Below are 17396 nucleotides of genomic sequence, written 5' to 3' on the forward strand. Positions count from 1 at the left end.
CCCGCCCTTTCTCAGTGTTTCCCGAGAGCTAGCGCATTTCTCCGGCATGGCTAGCCAAGGACGGAAAAACTGCTCTCGGCGTTGATCGGGCGCCTGCGAGAGTAGAAGCTGACGTCGATGCTGCGTTGGATATAGGGCAATTGGAATTGCAGCGGCTGGGTATCGTGATCGCCACCGCCCTCGCAATACTCGACCAGCGCCGCCATCATCTTGCCCGCGATCGGCGCGTTCTTGTACTGGTTCCCGCTGGTGCCGCAGGCCATGTAGAAGCCCGGCAAGCTGGATTTGTCATAGATCGGGATCCAGTCGGTCGAGGCGTCGTACAGATCGACCACTCCCCGCGTTCTGGACGGAATGCCCAAGCTGGGAACGCGCTGCGCATAGCGCATGGCCTGCGTCGTCCACTGGTCGGTGAAATCGTGGTTGTAATGGACATCGTTCTCGCACCACTGATGCGGGTCGCATTCCGGATCCTCGGATCCTATCAGGATGTGGTTGCCATGTTCGGGCCGGCAGTAGCAGGCGATATCGCTGTCCGACACGATGGTTCCCTGACGCTCGAAATCAAATCCTTCGGGCGCCGGAACATGCACCACCTCCTGCCGCAGCGGGCGGGTTTCGATGGTCATGTCGTCCAGCACCCCGGCCATGCGGTTGATGATCGACGATCCCGGGCCGGCCACGTTGATCACCACCGGCGCGTGAATCTCTTCGCCCGAGGCCAGCCGGACGCCTTTGACCCTGCCACCTTCCTGCAAGATTTCCACGACCTCGGCCCCGGTCCGCACCTGCGCGCCGTGTTGCTTGGCAGCATCCAGAAGGTTCTGCGCCGACAGGGCCGGATCGGTGACATAGCCGGCCTTGGGCCAGAACACCGCCCCCTGCATCCTGCTGCCATTGGGCTGACCAAAGGCAGGGTCGTCCATCCGTTTGGCCGGGGCAAAGCTGTCCAGCGTATAGATCGGCAGTCGCTCAAGAATCTGTTCAGCCGACCATTCCTCGAAGGGGCACTCCAACTCGGCGCTGTATTTCATGTGCTTTGCCAGGTGGCCGTTGGCCTCAGTCTTCATGACCAGGCACCCGGTCTCGCGAAATTGCGCCAGATCGGCCCCGTCGGGCAGGCCCAGATAGTCGGGCCAGTCGCGCCAGTAGTGATAGCCCTCCCATGCAAAGGCGGTCCCGTCGAAGGTGGAATAATGCATCCGGATGATCGCGCAGGACCCGGCGGTCGAGCCGTGCCCCACCTGCGCGTTGCGGTCCAGCGACAGGGTTTTCCAGCCGGCCTTGGCCAACTCGAACGCGATGGCCGCGCCGATCACGCCGGTTCCGATGATGATTGCGTCAGGCTGGCTCATGGTCCGATCCTCCCTCCCAGCAGCGCTTGGCATAGGCGCTGAATTCCTCGATTTCCTCGGGCCGCGGCTCGACCCCGGTAAAGACGTACAGGTAATGCGGCACCAGCGACAGGCGCGTCGCCAACGGCTCGTTCAACTGCGCCAGATCATAGCCGATCTGCATGTAGTACAGCACCCGCGCGCGGGTTTCAGCCTCGAGCGCCTCATAACCAAAGCGCGCGAACATGGCGCGCAGCGCGGCCAGGCGGCGCGCGTCGGACTGGTCCAGCATCCGCCGCACCTTGCCCGACCGCCGCGCCCAGTCGCGCACTGCAAAGTCCAGCGCCGTGTCGAACAAGGCGGTGTTGACCACGCAGCGATGCACGTTGCAGACGGCGGCGGTGATGGTCTCGGCCGGGGCCTCGGCCTGCGCGATCAGGGCGGCGGTGTTGGTGGCCTGCCAGCGATCCAGCAGCGCATCCAGCAGCTGCTGCCGGGATTTGAAATACCAGTAGAACGAGGACCGCGACACCGCCATGCGGTCGGCCAGGTTCAGCACCTTGACCTGCTCGACCCCGTCCGAGATCAGCACGTCCATCGCCACGTTCAACCAGTCGTCGCGCGTGACCTTGACGTTGCCGACAAGCGGCTCGGCCTTGGGGTCGTCACGATGCAGGATGGGTTTGCTGTTCATCTCAACTCTCCGGCGGCGCGCCGCCCTCGGCGGTTCGGCGGGCGATGAAGTCGCGCATGGCGTCCAGCCCCGGCTGGGCCTGCGCAGGTGGTTCGAAATTGTTCAGGATGTCACGCCAAATCGCGGTGGCCCGGTGGCTCGCATCGACCGATCCGCGTTCGGTCCAGGTGCCGAAATTGGCATAGTCATGCAGGTGCGGTTCATAGAATTCGGTGGAGTAGCGCTCCATCGTCTGGCTGGTGGCAAAGAAATGGCCGCCAGGCTCGACCTCGCGCAAGGCAGTGTCAAAGCCGATCTCGGCCTGACCGGCCTGAGCCCCTGCGCACAGCTCGGCCACCATGTTCAGCACCTCGGCATCGCAGACCAGCTTTTCGAAGGACACGGTCAGACCGCCTTCTAGCCACCCGGCCGAATGGATGATCACCGTGGCCCCCGCCATCAGGCAGCCCCACAGCCCGAACTGGTTTTCATTGGCGGCCTGCACGTCGTTGGCGTTCGAGGCCGACCCGGCCGCCGAGCGCCAGGGCAGGCCCAGATGCCGCGCCAATTGCCCGGCCGCCAGAGAGGCCTGGAAATGCGAGGGCGTGCCAAAGGCCGGGGCGCCGGATTTCATGTCCACGTTGCTGGTGAAGGTGCCATAGCAGACCGGCGCGCCGGGTTTTGCCAGTTGGGTCAGGGTCAGGGCGGCCAGCGCCTCGGCGTGGGACAGGGTGATCGCGCCCGCGACCATGATCGGCGCCATCGCCCCCATCAAAGTGAACGGCGTGATGATCGACATCTGCCCGTAGCGGGCAAAGTCGATCAACCCCTGCGCCATAGGAATGTCCAGCGTGCGCGGGCTGTTGGTGTTGATGATCGTGTAGCAATGCGGCCAGGCTTGAAAATCGTCGTCGGACAGGCCCCGCGCAATGGCCAGCATCTGAAAGCAGTCCATCACCTGCGGCGTCCCGCGCGAGAAGAAAAACGGGAACTTGTCCGTCAGCTCCATCTGCGCCTGCGTGGTGAAATAGTGGCGCAGGTGGGTCGGCACGTCCTGCGGCTCGACTTGCGGCGAGATCATCTGGAACACGTCGAAATGATGGGTGAGTTTCAAGAATTCGAGGTAATCCTGTCCACTGGCCGGGCGGCGCCCGCGTTCCAGATCGGTGGCATTGGGCGCGCCTGCGCCGGGTTGAAACACCAGGCTGCCCAGTTCCAGCGTAAAGTCACGATGCCGCGCCCCGGCCCGGCAGTCGATGGATTTCGGGGCCGAGGATACCGCGGCCTCGACCAGATCGCGGCCGATGAATACCATTTCGCTGTCTTCATCCACCCGCGCGCCTGCAGCGGCAAACAGGCGCCGCGCCTCGGGCAGCAGGACCTTGACGCCCAGTTCCTCAAGCGTGCGCAGAGCGGTTTCGTGCATGTCAGCGATCTGGTCGGCGGGAAAGACCTCCATCACTGGAAACGGGTTGCGCAACTGGCGGTAATTCACGTCCCGACGAGTCGCGGGTGCGGCCTCCGCGCCCCGGCCCCGCCGTCGGCGATCCCTGCCCCGCGCCACCACGATCAGCCCCGCATCGCCTTGGCCTCGGGGTCATAGGGCGACGGCGCGATCACCCGCGCGGGCCGCTCCACCCCGACCACATGCACCGACAGCTCGGTGCCCGGCTGCGCCTTGTCGCGGTCCACCAGCGCCATCGCCAGCGACTTAGCGATATAATGGCCATACCCGCCCGAGGTTACGAAACCCACACGCTGGTCACCTGCCCAGACGGGTTCGTACCCGCTGGCGTCCGCGTCCAGCGCGTCCACTTCAAGCGTCACCTGAACCTGCGCCGGGCCGTTGCCCTCACGCTCGGCCAGTGCCGCGTCCTTGCCGACGAAGTCCTTGTCCCAGTCGATCCAGCGGTCCATTCCGGTCATGCCGGGGGTGTAGGCCTGGGTGAACTCGGCCGACCAGATGCCAAAGCTTTTCTCAAGCCGCGTGGACAGCATCGCGTTGAAGCCGCATTCACGGATGCCTTCGCTGGCCCCGGCCTCAAGCAGCGCGCGGCGCAGGGCGATATGGTCACCATAGCGGCAGTTGATCTCATAGCCCTTTTCACCGGTGACCGACATGCGGGCCACGCGGGCGCGCACGAGACCGATGTCATAGTCACCGCAACCCATGAATTTCAGGGTTGAAATGTCCTGCTCGGCCAGCTTCTCGACCACCGCCTGCGATTTCGGGCCGACCACGGCAAAGCCGCAGACCTCCTCGCCCAGGTCGCGCACGGTGACTCCGTCGATCATGTGATCGTCGAACCAGCGCATGTGCCAGGCCCGCAGGTAATAGCTGCCCATGATCCACCAAGTGCTATCGCCCCAGTTCAGAACCGTCAGGTCGCCCTTGAGCCGCCCGTTCTCGCCCAGCATCGGCGCCAGTTTCGCGCGGCCCGGTCCCGGCAATTTCGAGGCCATCACCTTGTTAAGCCAGATTTCCGCATTCGGCCCCGAAACTTCGAACCGCGAGAACCCGGTGATGTCCATCAGGCCCACGCCTTCGCGGATAGTGCGGCATTCCTCGGCCACGATGTCGAAGGCGTTCGAGCGTTTGAGCGTCGGCGTTTCCTCGAACCCTTTGGGCGCGAAATAGAGCGGCACCTCGAGATCCCAGCTGACGCCCCATTTGCAACCCGCCTCGGTCATCGCGTCATGGGCCGGCGACATTTTCAGCGGACGACCGGCGGGCAGTTGCTCGTTCGGATAGGTCATCACGAAGCGGCGGGAATAGAACTGGCCGGTGGTTTCGCGGATGTAGCGCTTGTTCTGGGCATAGTCGCCATAGCGCGCCACGTCCATCGGCCAAGCGTCGGCCTCGGGCTCGCCATGGATCATCCATTCGGCCAGCGTCTTGCCGACACCGCCGCCCTGCAGGAACCCGGCCATCACCGCGCAGGCGGTCCAATAGCCGCGCTTGCCCGGCACCGGACCGACCAAAGGGTTGCCGTCCGGCGAAAAGGTGAACGCACCGTTCACCCATGTCTTGATGCCCACGTTCTGGATCGCCGGGTAGCGCTGGAAGCCCAGCATCAGTTCGTTCTCGATGCGGTCCAGTTGTTCCTGAAACAGCTCCTCGCCATAGTTCCACGGCGCGCCGTCCATGGCCCAGTGTTCGTGATCCACCTCGTAGATACCGACCAGAACACCCTTCTGGTCCTGCCGCATATAGGTGAAGCCCTCGAGATCCACGGTCATCGGCATCTCGAAATCGGCCGCTGCGACCTCGGGCACCGTGTCGGTGATCAGGTAATGGTGCTTCAGCGGAGAGACCGGCAATTCGACCCCCGCCATGCGCCCCACCTGCTTGGCCCACAGGCCGGCGGCATTGACCACATGTTCGCAGGTGATCGTGCCCCGGTCGGTCACCACTTGCCAGCCATCGGCGGTCTGGATCAGTTCCTCGACCTTGGTTTCCTCGTAGTATTCCGCCCCGCGCTTTTTCGCGGCACTGGCATAGGCCTGCACGGTGCCTGTGGTGTCGATATACCCCTCTCGGTCGGCCCACATCGCGCCCAGAATGCCATCGGTGGACATGATCGGGCAGCGTTTCTGCGCCTCTTCCGGGCTCAGCAATTCGCAATCGTCGATGCCGATGGACTGGAAGATGCGGTAGTTCGCCTGCAACCACTCCCACCGTTCGGGGGTTCCGGCCAGCGTCAGACCACCGGTCATGTGCAGGCCGATATTCTGACCCGATTCCTTCTCGATCTCGCTCAGCAGGTCGATCGTGTAGGCCTGCAGCGCCGCCATGTTTGGATCGGCGTTCAGCGCGTGGATGCCTCCCGCCGCGTGCCACGACGACCCCGAGGCCAGACGCCGGCGTTCCAGCATGACCGCATCCGACCAGCCGAACTTGGCCAGATGATACAGAACCGAGGCGCCGACGACGCCGCCCCCGATGACCACAACGCGATACTGCGACTTCATCCCGACCTCCCCTGGACGATTCCCAAAGGACGCTAGGGGCACTGTTCACTTCTGTCTAGACATTTCTGTACAGTGCTGTCAGGCGCTGGCGCTGGGCCGCGCCTGCACGCTGTCGAACCAGGCTCGGGTTGCCGTGTTGCCCTCGGGGATGCGCATCTTGATGACACGGGCGAAATCCACGAACACGAAGGTCGAAATATCGGCCAGCGAGAACGCCTCGCCCGCGATGAAGGGGCTGTCTTGCAGGCGCTCTTCGAGCAGGTCGAAGAACGCTCCGACGCGCGCGATGCCGCGTTCGGCCAGTTCCGGGATCTGAGCGTGGTTCTGCGGGCCGGGAATGGCGCGGTCCTTGAAAGCCGGATGCGTGTTGCGCAGCGCGTCGGCGATGGGCGCCCCGCCCTGTTGTTCGACGATCGCGTTCCACATCAGCACCAGCCCTTTCTCGTCCGGTGTCCGCCCCATCAACGGGGGCTCGGGGAAGCGCTCCTCGAGATAGGCGGCGATGCCGAGGTTCTCGGTCAGAACGGTCCCCTCGTCGGTGACCAGAACCGGGATGGTGGCGCGGGGGTTCACCTTACGAAACGCCTCGCTCATTTGCTCGCCCTTGGCGATCGAGATGTCGCGGGTTTCGATCTGCAGCTCCTTTTCGGCGATAAACATGCGGGCGCGGCGCGGGTTCGGGGCGGTCGAGCAATCGTAAAACAGCATGGGCGGTCCTTTGCGTGAGCGTCACGCGAAGGTTAGACCGCCCGCCGTGCCGGGATCGAGGCCCCGCGCAAAGTGACCCTGCGGAACGCCGCTCAGCGCCGGTAGATGAAGCAGCGCCCCGGAACCGCATCTGCGGGAAGGGGCTGCTCCGTCAGCGTTTCGAAATACATCCGGTCGCTCGAGACCATCAGCCCGCCCTCGGCCAGCAGCGGTTCGATCAGGGGTGACACAAAGCGGGCGAAAGCGTCGTTCTTTTCGCGGTTGTGACCGCCCAGATCGGCATGAATCACGCTGGCAGTTGCGCCGAACCGATCCAGCGCGGCGGGCAGCGTCTCGCGCACGTCGCCCAGGATCAGACGATCTTCGGGCGGGGTGGATTCGGGATGCGAGGCCACCGCGCGTTCGAACACATAGACGGGTCGGTTCCGGACCCGGTTCATCATGTGATGATAGGTACGCCCGTTGCCCAGACCCAGTTCGAACACCGGACCGGCCAAGTCTGCCGTGTCGGCGATCGCGAAATCCAGACATGCCCGCTGCGAGACCATGCGATCAATGAACAGATCCAGTCGGCTTTGCGCGTCGGACATTGCGAAATATCTCCCTGATACCTTAACGACCACCAATCATGGTCAATCGCGGCCTTGATGACAAAAACTCAAGACTTTGTGTAGGCACAATGCACTGTTCGTCACGTTTCCGCGACATTTCAGCCCAAGAAGGTATTTGACTAGTCGCCCCCAAGCGCGCGAAACTGCGACAAAAAACCAGGGAGTTCAAAACCAATGTCACGCGGTGGCCACACGGGTGGAAAGCCCGAATGACGGCCTTGTTGTCTGTCCGAGATCTGACCATCGGTTTCGGCGCCGGGGAGCCCGTCGTCAGAGATGTGAATTTCGATGTCGAGGCCGGGCAAACGCTGGCATTGGTCGGGGAATCCGGGTCGGGCAAGACGATCTCTTGCCGGGCGGTGCTGCGCATTCTGCCCAGGACAGCCCAGATCCGCAGTGGCGTAATGCAGCTGAACACTTCCAAGGGCAGCGTCGCGCTGTCCGAAATTTCCGAACGTGAGATGCGTGGCATCCGCGGCAATCGAATTTCGATGATCTTTCAAGAGCCTATGCGGTCGCTTTCTCCGTTGCACAAGATCGGCAACCAGGTCAGCGAGGTTCTGTGGCTCCATCGGGGCGCCTCCGAGTCTGAGGCTCGCAAGGAAGTGCTGTCGCAGTTCGAACGCGTGGGCTTTCCCGATCCGGCGCGTGCCTATGACTCGTATCCCTTCGAACTTTCGGGTGGGATGCGTCAACGCGCGATGATCGCAATGGCGATGGTGTCCAAACCGGAATTGCTGATTGCCGACGAACCGACAACTGCACTGGATGTGACGACCCAGGCTCAGGTGCTGGGCCTTATCAAGGATCTACAGAAAGAAACTGGAATGGCGCTGGTTTTGGTGACGCATGACTTGGGCGTGGTCGCCAATATGGCCGAACAGGTCGTCGTCATGCACAAAGGCCGCGTGATGGAGGCGGGTTCGGCCGAGCTGATCCTGAATGCTCCGGCCCATCCCTATACCCGCCAGCTGTTTGATGCGGCACCCGAGATCCCGGACAAGGAAGCCGTGGGAATCCCGATGCCGAACGAGGATCTGATCCTCGACATGAAGGATGTGTGCAAGACCTACACGATGCGGTCGTCGCGCGGTTGGAAAGCGGACAAGCTGATTTATGCCTGCCGGGGCGTCGACCTGAAACTGGCCCGCGGCAAGACGCTGGCCGTCGTCGGTGAAAGCGGATCGGGCAAGACCACCGCGGCCCGGATTGCGCTGGGGGCCGAGCTGCCAGACCCGGGCGGCGAGGTGCTTTTTCGAGCCGCGCCGGGCGAAGACCCGATCCGCGTCCACCAGATGACCCGCGAGGAGCGCAAGGCGTTTCAGCGCAAGGCTCAGATGGTGTTTCAGGATCCCTACAGCTCTCTGAGCCCGCGCATGCGCATTCAGGATGCGATGACCGAACCGCTGGAGATCCACAATATCGGCACGACGGCCGAACGCCGCGACAAAGCCGCTGAGATGCTTGAACGTGTGGGATTGAACGCCGGGATGCTCAAACGCTACCCGCACGCTTTTTCCGGCGGTCAACGCCAACGCCTGTCAATCGCCCGTGCGATGATGCTGGATCCGTCCCTGATCGTCTGCGACGAGCCGACATCAGCTTTGGATGTTTCGGTCCAGGAACAGATCCTGACCCTTCTGGAGAGACTGCAGGACAGTCTGAACCTTTCCTATCTTTTCATTTCTCACGATCTGGCCGTGGTCGCCCGGATCGCGGACGAGGTCGCGGTCATGCGCCAGGGGCTGGTCGTCGAACAGGCTCCGCCCGAGACCTTGTTCTACAACCCGCGCCACCCCTACACCAAGGCCCTGATTGCCGCACAACCCGAACCCGATATCAATCGTCCCATCGATCTGAAACTGGTCGCCCTTGGCGCCGGCTCCCCGGACAGTTGGGATGACGTCTTTAGATTCTCTGACACCATGATACCTTCACTCGTGGAAATGGAGCCCGGCCATAAGGTACGTTGCCATGTTTAAGACCACTCGATTCAAGTTTCTGGCCGCCGCGCTGACGCTGGGCGCGGCGCTGCCTGCCTGGGCCGACACCCTTCCCGACCTGCAGGAAAGCACCTTCTGGAAAGCCGAGGTGGACATCGGAAACCTGCCCCCGGTGCAAGATCGCATCCCGCAGGAACCGCTGATCGTCGACCTGTCTTCGAAAGGGCGCGAATTCGGCAAACAGGGCGGAACCTTGCGCACGATGGTCACCCGGTCCAAGGATATCCGGCAGATGGTGGTCTATGGCTACGCCCGACTGGTGGGCTTCGATGCCCAGTACAATCTGGTCCCCGATCTGCTGGCGTCTTACGACAACGAAGAAAACCGCAAGTACACACTGCACCTGCGCAAGGGGCACAAATGGTCGGACGGCACACCGTTCACCTCGGAAGACTTCCGATACTGGTGGGAAGACGTGGCCAACAACGAGCTTCTCAGCCCGTCCGGCCCCCCTGATTTCCTGCGGGTTGAGGGCAAGCTCCCCACGGTCACGTTCCCGGACGAAACGACGGTGATCTACGAATGGGACGACCCGAACCCGAACTTTCTGGCCTCACTGGCGCAGGCGCGACCGCCATTCATCTACCGCCCTGCTGCGTTCCTGAAGCGTTATCATGAGAAATATGCCGACAAGGAAAAACTGGACTTCGAGGTCAGTGACGCACGTGTCAAAAGCTGGGCTGCCCTGCACAACAAGTTGGACAACCTCTACAAGTACGACAATCACGAACTGCCCACTCTGCAGCCTTGGCTGAACGCCAGCTCGGGCAAGAAGATCCGGCACAATTTCGTCCGCAACCCATATTACCACCGCATCGACTCGAAAGGTTTGCAACTGCCATACATCGACGTGGTCGAGATGGAGATCGTGGCTCCCGGCCTGGTGGCGGCCAAGGCCAATGCCGGTGAGACCGACCTGCAGGGCCGTGGGCTTGATTTTCGGGATGCCTCGATCCTGAAAAAGGGCGAAGCCAACGGAAATTATAAGACGCTACTCTGGAAAACCGGTGTCGCGTCACAGATCGCGATCTACCCCAACCTGAATTTCGAAGACGAGGTCTGGCGCAATGTGCTGCGCGATGTCCGTGTCCGTCGCGCTCTTTCGCTGGCCATCGACCGGCAGACCATCAACCAGGCGCTGTACTTCAAACTGGCGCATCCGGCCGCCATGTCCGTTCTGCCTGCCTCGCCCTTCTACAGTGAAGAGAACGCGCAGGCCTGGGCGCAATACGACGTCGCACAGGCCAACGCCCTGCTGGACGAGGTCGGGCTGACGCAGCGCGACAAGAACGGCATACGCCTGTTGCCGGACGGCCGCCCCATGGAGCTAGTGATCGAGACGGCCGGGGAACGCCAAGAGGTCGAGAACGCGCTGCAGATCGTGACTGATACCTGGCGGGAAATCGGGGTGAAACTGGTCATGCGACCGCTTGACCGCGACATCCTGCGCAACCGCGTATTCGCCGGCAATACGATGGCTTCGGTCTGGTATGGCTGGGATGATGGCATCCCGCAGCTGCATACGTCACCGGTTTACCTGGCCCCGACCGACCAGGTGTTTCTGGCCTGGCCAAAATGGGGGCAGCACTATCAAACCGGCGGCGAAGCCGGCGAGCCGCCCGACCTGCCCGAAGCCCAGCGCTTGCTGGAGTTGAACCACATCTGGGAACTTGCAAAAACCGAGGATGAACGCCGGGCGGTCTGGGAGGAGATGTTGAAGATACACGCCGACCAGATCTATGGCATCGGAATTCTGAACGGCGCGCCCCAACCGATCGTGGTTTCAAACCGACTGCGCAATGTTCCCGAACAGGCCATGTGGGCGTGGGAACCCGGCGCGCATTTCGGAGTGCACCGCCCAGACGAATTCTTTCTCGCCGACTGACAGGAGCGGATAGATGATCATGCTCCGCTACGCGGTGTATCGCTTTTTCACGATGCTGCTGACCCTGTTGGTGGTATCGATGCTGATCTTCGTGATCATCAACCTGCCGCCGGGAGATTACCTCAGCAACCAGATTGCCGAACTGCAAGCTTCGGGGCAGTCGGCCGGTGTGGCCAAGGCGGAATTCCTGCGAAAGGAATACGCTCTGGACCGCCCGATGTGGGAACAATACCTGATCTGGGTCGGCTTCTTTCCCGGCCCTCATGGGTTTGAGGGGTTGCTGCAGGGCAACTACGGCTGGTCCTTTGAATTCGATCGTCCGGTTGCCGACATCGTCGGAGACACCCTGTGGCTGACCGTGGTCGTGAACCTTGCCGCGATCCTGTTCGTCTATGCCGTGGCCTTGCCTCTGGGTGTTATGGCGGCGGCCAAATCGCGGACCTGGGTGGACTATTCGACCGCCTTCGTGGGGTATCTGGGATTGGCGACGCCCAACTTTCTGCTGGCGCTCATCCTGTTCTACTACGGGCACCGTTACCTCGATTTGCCCATCGGCGGGTTGATGGACCCGGTGTACGAGGGGCAACCCATGAGCTGGGACAAGATGAAGTCCATCTTGGTTCATCTGATCGTGCCCACATTCGTGATCGGCACCTCGGGCGCCTCGGCCATGATGCAGCGCCTGCGCGCCAACATGCTGGACGAATTGGGCAAGCCTTATGTTGAAACCGCTATCGCCAAGGGTATGTCGCCGTCGCGGATGCTGACCAAGTACCCGTTGCGTGTGGCCTTCAACCCCTTTGTGGCCGATATTGGCAACCTGCTGCCCTCGATGGTGTCGGGATCGGTTCTGGTTTCGGTGGTGCTGGGTTTGCAGACCATCGGCCCCACGCTGCTGACGGCGCTTAAGACACAGGACCAGTTCCTGTCAGCCTTCATTCTGATGTTCGTGGCGCTGCTGACGCTGATCGGCACCATGATCTCCGACATTCTGCTGGTGATGCTTGACCCGCGTATCCGGTACGAGGGGCGCGAAGCATGAGCAAACTTCCCGACGGCCGCTTTGTCGACGACGCCCCGTTCGATCCCGAAGCATCTTTGCAGCAATTGGAGCGCAGGGATCTGGACGCCCCGAATTGGGTTCTGGTCTGGCGCAAGTTCAAGACACACCGGCTGGGTCTGATATCGGGCATTTTCCTGCTGCTTTGCTACCTGATGCTCCCGTTTGCAGGGTTCATCGCCCCTTATGGCCCGAACGAACGAAATGGCGAACATCTCTACGCACCGCCCCAATCGGTGAACTGGTTCCACCAGGGCGAGTTCATCGGGCCGTATGTCTACCCGATCGTGGCCGAGGCCGACCTCGAGACGTTTCAATGGAAATTCGTCCCAGACACCGAGGATCCGCGACCCTTGCGGTTCTTCTGCGAGGCATCCGAGTACAAGCTGGCCGGGCTCATCCGGTCAAATACGCATCTGTTCTGCGCCCCGGAAGGCACGACTCTGTTCCTCTGGGGCTCGGACCGGCTGGGCCGCGATATCTTCAGCCGCATCCTATACGGCGCACAGCTTTCGCTGACCGTGGGCCTGATCGGCATTTCGGTCTCGTTCTTCCTTGGCATCCTGTTCGGGTCTCTGGCCGGCTATTTCGGCGGGCGGATCGACTGGGTCATCAACCGCGTGATCGAAATCCTGCGGTCTTTGCCCGAACTCCCCCTGTGGCTGGCACTATCGGCCGCGGTTCCGTCGAACTGGTCGCCTGTTGCGGTGTTCTTCATCATCTCGATCATCCTCGGCATCCTCGACTGGCCCGGGCTAGCCCGATCCGTGCGCGCCAAATTCCTGTCGCTGCGCGAAGAAGAATATGTGCGCGCCGCCGAGATGATGGGCGCCAGTTCCGGCCGGGTAATCCGCAAGCATCTGCTGCCCAACTTCATGTCTCACCTGATTGCCTCGGCCACGCTGTCGATCCCCGCCATGATCCTGGGGGAAACGGCGCTCAGCTTCCTTGGCCTCGGCCTGCGGGCACCGGCGGTCAGCTGGGGCGTGATGCTGAACGACGCACAAAACCTCGCCTCGATCGAGATCTATCCATGGACGGCCATCCCGATGCTACCGATCATCGTGGTGGTGCTGGCCTTCAATTTCCTGGGAGACGGGCTGCGCGACAGTCTGGACCCCTATCAACAATGAGCCTGCTGGCTTCGCTTCCACCGACCGAGGCTTATCGGGTCGCCGGCTCCGGTGCGCTTCCCAGCGCATTTGCCGTATCCGAGCTGGCAACAGCCAGCTTTGCAGCCGTGGGCCACGAGCTTGGCCGGTTCATGCAGGCCACCAATCTTGTCTCGCTCCCGCCCAAAGCAATGGTCGATCACCGCCTCGCGTCGCTGTGGTTCGGATACTCGTTCAAGCCCGAAGGCTGGGATATGCCAAGCCTCTGGGATCCGATCGCGGGCGACTATCGGGGGGCCGATGGCTGGATCAGGTTGCACACCAACCTCCCCCACCATAGGAAAGCGGCTCTCAAGGTTTTGGCGACCGAGGGGGATCGTGCGGCGGTGACGCAGGCCATCAAGAGCTGGTCGGTCTCGAACCTTGAAACGGATATCGTGGCGCAGGGTGGTGTTGCCGCCGCCATGCGCAGCCGGGCCGAGTGGCTGGACCACCCGCAAGGCCGCGCCGTGACGCGGGATCCGTTGATCGGCTGGCACGGTCCACGCCGGATCACCCTGCGCGACAGGCCACAGGCGCGCGCGGATCGGCCTTTGGCCGGGCTTCGGGTTCTCGACATGACACGCGTGCTGGCCGGCCCGGTTTCCACCCGCACGCTGGCCGGGTTCGGAGCTGACGTACTGCGCATCGACCCACCGGGTTGGGATGAGCCGGGCGTGATCCCCGATATCTCGCTCGGCAAGCGCTGCGCGTATCTGGACCTCAAGACACCCGCCGGCCTGGAAAAGCTGCAAGAGCTGCTGGCGCAAGCGGATGTCTTTGTCCACGGCTACCGCCCCGGTGCGCTGGATGCCCTGGGCCTGACCAAAGAGGTGCGCGATACGGTCGCTCCAAACCGGGTCGAAGTTACGCTGGATGCCTATGGTTGGCAGGGGCCCTGGGCCACCCGTCGCGGATTTGACAGCCTCGTCCAGATGAGCGCGGGAATCGCTGACGCCGGCCGCGTTTGGGCCGGAGCCGACAAACCCACCCCGCTGCCTGTTCAGGCACTTGACCATGCCACCGGCTACTTGATGGCCGCCGCTGTCCTCTCGGCCCTGACAGAAGCGGCTTCGGGGCATTCGATCATGGATGGGCGCCTGTCGCTTGCCCGTACTGCCGAGTTACTGGCCAGCCTCGCAAAATCCGGGACAGGCGACCCGATCACCGCTGCCGAACCCGGGGACTACGCATCCCGATCAGAAGAGTCCGGCTGGGGTCCCGGCAAACGGTTGAACCCGGCGCTCAGCGTCGGTGAGGCACGGATGCACTGGCCCGTCCCGGCATCCCGGCTCGGCACGTCCGATCCCACGTGGCAAACCACCTGATCAAAGACCAAACCGCCGCGCGGAACGCCCGGCCCTGCCCAACGCTTTGAACGGCGGCGCAGGTCAAAAGGGGCGGGAGCGCCCTAGCGGTCGTCTCCACCGGGGCCGATATCGTCCAGATACTCCTCGTCAATCGCGGCTTGCACCGCGCCGGTGACTGCCTCGCGTTGTTTCGGAGAAAGGTCTTCGGGGTCCTTGCCATCGGCCAGTCGTACCGTGACTTCGCGGTGGGCAAACTTGATGCCTTCGCGCGCGAACAACTCGCGGATTTCTTGGTACACCTTCTTGCGCACCAGCCACTGGTCGCCCGGCTTGGTCATGAACTTGACCCGGATGATCATCGCGGAATCCTGCATCTCGATAACGCCCTGCGACTTGAGCGGCTGGATGAAGTTGTCCCCGATCACCGGATCCTCCAGCAACTCCTGCCCCAGTTTCTTGATCAGCTTTCGGACCTTCTCGACGTCCGTGTCGTAGGTCACCCGCAGCGGAAGTTTCATGATCACCCAGTCGCGGGAATAGTTGGTCAGAACCTTGATTTCACCAAACGGGATCGTGTTCAGGGCCCCCAGATGGTGGCGCAGCTGGAAAGACCGGACCGAGATTTTTTCGACCGTACCTTTGACATCTCCGATGTCGATGTATTCTCCTTTGCGGAACGCGTCATCCATCAGGAAGAACGCGCCTGAGAAAATGTCCCGCACCAGTGTTTGCGAGCCAAAGCCCACGGCCAGACCGACAACGCCGGCGCCTGCAAACAGCGGGCTGACATTTATGCCCAGCTCCATCAGAACGATCAGCACGATGGTCACGACCACCACAGCCAGTATGGCGCCCCGAAACAGCGGCAGCAGCGTGGCAAGGCGGCTTTGACCGCCCTCTCCGCCCTCGTCACCCAACTCGGCTTCGGCGGCTCCATCATCGGTTTCTTCAGCGATCTTGGTGTCGATCCAGATCCGGAAGAAGTGGAACAGGATGTAGCCGATGAACAGGATCACCATCACATCCAACGCCCGGCCAATGGGCAAATCCTCGCTCCAGCTGGCTTCGGGATTCCAGATGACGACCAGTGCATAGATGCCGACGACAAAGGCCAGGATGCCCGCGACACGCCGCGCAAGATCTTCGTAGGTCACCAATGTGTGCTTGCGCTGCTCCGCCTCAGGCGTCTCAGAGGTGCGAACGGCCTCCTCATCGGAATCGAGTTCGGCATTCAGAGCCTCGATCTGCCGATTGCGATCGAAGTACCGCTCGAGCAGATAGTTCATGGCGCCATAGGCGATGACGACCGACATGAAGATCATGTAGCTGCTTGCGACGATCGGCAGCGAGTCCTCGGTCTCGAGCACCAGATCCACCGCCAGCTTGAACCAGCTGAAGACCAGGTAGACGATCAGGGCCGGCGCCCAGCCAAATGACACGAACCGCAGCAGCCAGGATACCTGGTCCGGCTGACGGCCGCCTCGGATCGCGTTCGAAATGGCCCGGGCGTTGAACAGGATCATCAGGATGTTTCCGACCATCCCGATCAGGGTCAGCCCGCCATAAACCATCGCGTAGACGTTATAGTTCAGCCCGAAATCCGCCACCCAGGTGGAAAACAGAACAGCGGTGATGTCATAGGTCGCCAGCGCCGATGCCCAGATGTACAGCCGCTTGGCGTCACGGTCCGAGAATGGCGGCAACCTGTATTGGCTGAGATACGGCGACAGCACCATCCGCCATAAGTCGGATACCGTACGTGACAGGAAAAACGCGGTGAAAATCGCCGTGACGGTGAACTGGATCGAGATATCTTCGGCCTCGCCAAAGAACAGATACCCGACGATCAGAGCCATCAGCATTGCGAACACCGTGGCTCCGATTCCCATCAGGAACCGGAACACAAGGAACGGCATTTTCTCCCGATACCCCTGCGGGTTTTCCTTGATCCGGGCCACGACCCATCGTCGGGCAAAGCGCTTGCCGTACAGCTCGATCGACAGCCATCGACCAACCATCAGGAACAGAATGTTCCATCCCAGCACCTCGACATAGGTGAATATCCGGCCATCAGGACTGGTTTGCTCGAGGATGTAGCGCACCTCGAAGATCGAATAGGGCAACGCCTCAAGGCGGGATCGCACGGCTTCGCTGAACTTGGCAAAGCGCTCCTGCGCCTTCATCAACTGCGAACTTTCTGCCATCGGATCGTGGACGACGTCCTCGGGCTGGCCACCAGCCTGCCCAACCGAGGATACGACCTGCCCGGCGCTGTCGATAACGATCACGCTGGCGCCCGCCTCGGTCGCGGCTCGGATCGCGGCCGCAACATCGTTGTCCTGCGGAGCCTCTGTTTCACTGGACGCCCCGGGATACCCCGGGATCAGCGAGGTCTGCGCCGCCGCACCGGTCGCGCAGGCCAGAGCGATTGTCCACGTCAAGAACAGCACACGGACAAGAAAGTTCGGTTTCATAAGGTCTTGCATCCTGATCTCTTGCTGCACGACAGCCTATAGAAGGCACCGGCCTTGATCAAACGATCCACTCGTCGCTTCCCGACATCGTGTAGGACCGTGTTTTTGGCGCAAGCCCAAAGGCAGGATGTTTCCAACCCTCTGGAATTCCTATAAGAGCAGGCAGCATCCGGCAAATCCGGGTTTTGCCAACTTCGGGGAATGTTGCAGGCTTC

General features: G+C 62.0%; 12 protein-coding genes. 5 read left to right on the forward strand and 7 right to left on the reverse strand.

What is annotated here, in order from left to right:
- Positions 1-50: 50 nt before the first annotated feature.
- From AC2FNL_RS14500 to AC2FNL_RS14525, 6 genes are all read right to left on the reverse strand, one after another.
- The gene (locus tag AC2FNL_RS14500) at positions 51-1355 is read right to left on the reverse strand and encodes an NAD(P)/FAD-dependent oxidoreductase (protein ID WP_496834068.1); all 1305 of its coding nucleotides are present in this window, start codon (positions 1353-1355) and stop codon (positions 51-53) included.
- Entirely contained in the window at positions 1342-2028 is a 687-nt protein-coding gene (locus AC2FNL_RS14505; RefSeq protein WP_496834069.1) for a TetR/AcrR family transcriptional regulator, read from the reverse strand. The genes AC2FNL_RS14500 and AC2FNL_RS14505 overlap by 14 nt, the downstream gene beginning before the upstream one ends.
- Before the next feature lies 1 nt (position 2029).
- Positions 2030-3574 carry a trimethylamine methyltransferase family protein gene (locus AC2FNL_RS14510; protein WP_496834070.1) on the reverse strand — a complete coding sequence of 515 codons (1545 nt, stop codon included), beginning with the start codon at positions 3572-3574 and terminating at the stop codon, positions 2030-2032.
- 2 nt (positions 3575-3576) lie between these two features.
- Positions 3577-5979 carry a GcvT family protein gene (locus AC2FNL_RS14515; RefSeq protein WP_496834071.1) on the reverse strand — a complete coding sequence of 801 codons (2403 nt, stop codon included), beginning with the start codon at positions 5977-5979 and terminating at the stop codon, positions 3577-3579.
- A gap of 78 nt (positions 5980-6057) precedes the next feature.
- A complete protein-coding gene (locus AC2FNL_RS14520) occupies positions 6058-6687 on the reverse strand; it encodes a glutathione S-transferase family protein (protein ID WP_496834072.1) in 630 nt (209 codons plus the stop codon).
- 92 nt (positions 6688-6779) lie between these two features.
- Complete coding sequence (locus tag AC2FNL_RS14525) at positions 6780-7277, reverse strand: class I SAM-dependent methyltransferase (RefSeq protein ID WP_496834073.1); 498 nt, start codon at positions 7275-7277, stop codon at positions 6780-6782.
- A 230-nt stretch (positions 7278-7507) separates the two neighbouring features.
- On the opposite strand from AC2FNL_RS14525, the gene AC2FNL_RS14530 reads away from it, so the two are divergent.
- Genes AC2FNL_RS14530 through AC2FNL_RS14550 form a run of 5 tightly spaced genes read left to right on the forward strand, consistent with a single transcriptional unit; the run spans position 7508 to position 14725 of the window.
- A complete protein-coding gene (locus AC2FNL_RS14530) occupies positions 7508-9280 on the forward strand; it encodes an ABC transporter ATP-binding protein (RefSeq protein WP_496834074.1) in 1773 nt (590 codons plus the stop codon).
- Entirely contained in the window at positions 9273-11186 is a 1914-nt protein-coding gene (locus AC2FNL_RS14535; RefSeq protein ID WP_496834075.1) for an ABC transporter substrate-binding protein, read from the forward strand. The genes AC2FNL_RS14530 and AC2FNL_RS14535 overlap by 8 nt, the downstream gene beginning before the upstream one ends.
- A gap of 13 nt (positions 11187-11199) precedes the next feature.
- Positions 11200-12228 carry an ABC transporter permease gene (locus tag AC2FNL_RS14540; RefSeq protein ID WP_093964561.1) on the forward strand — a complete coding sequence of 343 codons (1029 nt, stop codon included), beginning with the start codon at positions 11200-11202 and terminating at the stop codon, positions 12226-12228.
- Positions 12225-13379, forward strand: coding sequence for an ABC transporter permease (locus AC2FNL_RS14545; protein WP_496834076.1), 1155 nt, complete (start codon positions 12225-12227; stop codon positions 13377-13379). The genes AC2FNL_RS14540 and AC2FNL_RS14545 overlap by 4 nt, the downstream gene beginning before the upstream one ends.
- The gene (locus AC2FNL_RS14550) at positions 13376-14725 is read left to right on the forward strand and encodes a CoA transferase (protein ID WP_496834077.1); all 1350 of its coding nucleotides are present in this window, start codon (positions 13376-13378) and stop codon (positions 14723-14725) included. Before AC2FNL_RS14545 ends, AC2FNL_RS14550 begins: the two co-directional genes overlap by 4 nt.
- 83 nt (positions 14726-14808) lie before the next feature.
- On the opposite strand, the gene AC2FNL_RS14555 is transcribed toward AC2FNL_RS14550, so the two are convergent.
- Positions 14809-17181, reverse strand: a complete 2373-nt coding sequence (locus AC2FNL_RS14555; protein ID WP_093964558.1) for a mechanosensitive ion channel family protein — start codon at positions 17179-17181, stop codon at positions 14809-14811.
- Positions 17182-17396 lie beyond the last annotated feature (215 nt).

This window comes from Ruegeria sp. CRTD044 (assembly GCF_059613485.1).

Coding starts and splice junctions, on each gene's coding strand:
- AC2FNL_RS14500 (WP_496834068.1), bottom strand. CDS start 1,355: ATGAGCCAGCCTGACGCAATCATCATCGGAACCGGCGTGATCGGCGCG.
- AC2FNL_RS14505 (WP_496834069.1), bottom strand. CDS start 2,028: ATGAACAGCAAACCCATCCTGCATCGTGACGACCCCAAGGCCGAGCCG.
- AC2FNL_RS14515 (WP_496834071.1), bottom strand. CDS start 5,979: ATGAAGTCGCAGTATCGCGTTGTGGTCATCGGGGGCGGCGTCGTCGGC.
- AC2FNL_RS14520 (WP_496834072.1), bottom strand. CDS start 6,687: ATGCTGTTTTACGATTGCTCGACCGCCCCGAACCCGCGCCGCGCCCGC.
- AC2FNL_RS14525 (WP_496834073.1), bottom strand. CDS start 7,277: ATGTCCGACGCGCAAAGCCGACTGGATCTGTTCATTGATCGCATGGTC.
- AC2FNL_RS14530 (WP_496834074.1), top strand. CDS start 7,508: ATGACGGCCTTGTTGTCTGTCCGAGATCTGACCATCGGTTTCGGCGCC.
- AC2FNL_RS14535 (WP_496834075.1), top strand. CDS start 9,273: ATGTTTAAGACCACTCGATTCAAGTTTCTGGCCGCCGCGCTGACGCTG.
- AC2FNL_RS14540 (WP_093964561.1), top strand. CDS start 11,200: ATGATCATGCTCCGCTACGCGGTGTATCGCTTTTTCACGATGCTGCTG.
- AC2FNL_RS14545 (WP_496834076.1), top strand. CDS start 12,225: ATGAGCAAACTTCCCGACGGCCGCTTTGTCGACGACGCCCCGTTCGAT.
- AC2FNL_RS14550 (WP_496834077.1), top strand. CDS start 13,376: ATGAGCCTGCTGGCTTCGCTTCCACCGACCGAGGCTTATCGGGTCGCC.
- AC2FNL_RS14555 (WP_093964558.1), bottom strand. CDS start 17,181: ATGAAACCGAACTTTCTTGTCCGTGTGCTGTTCTTGACGTGGACAATC.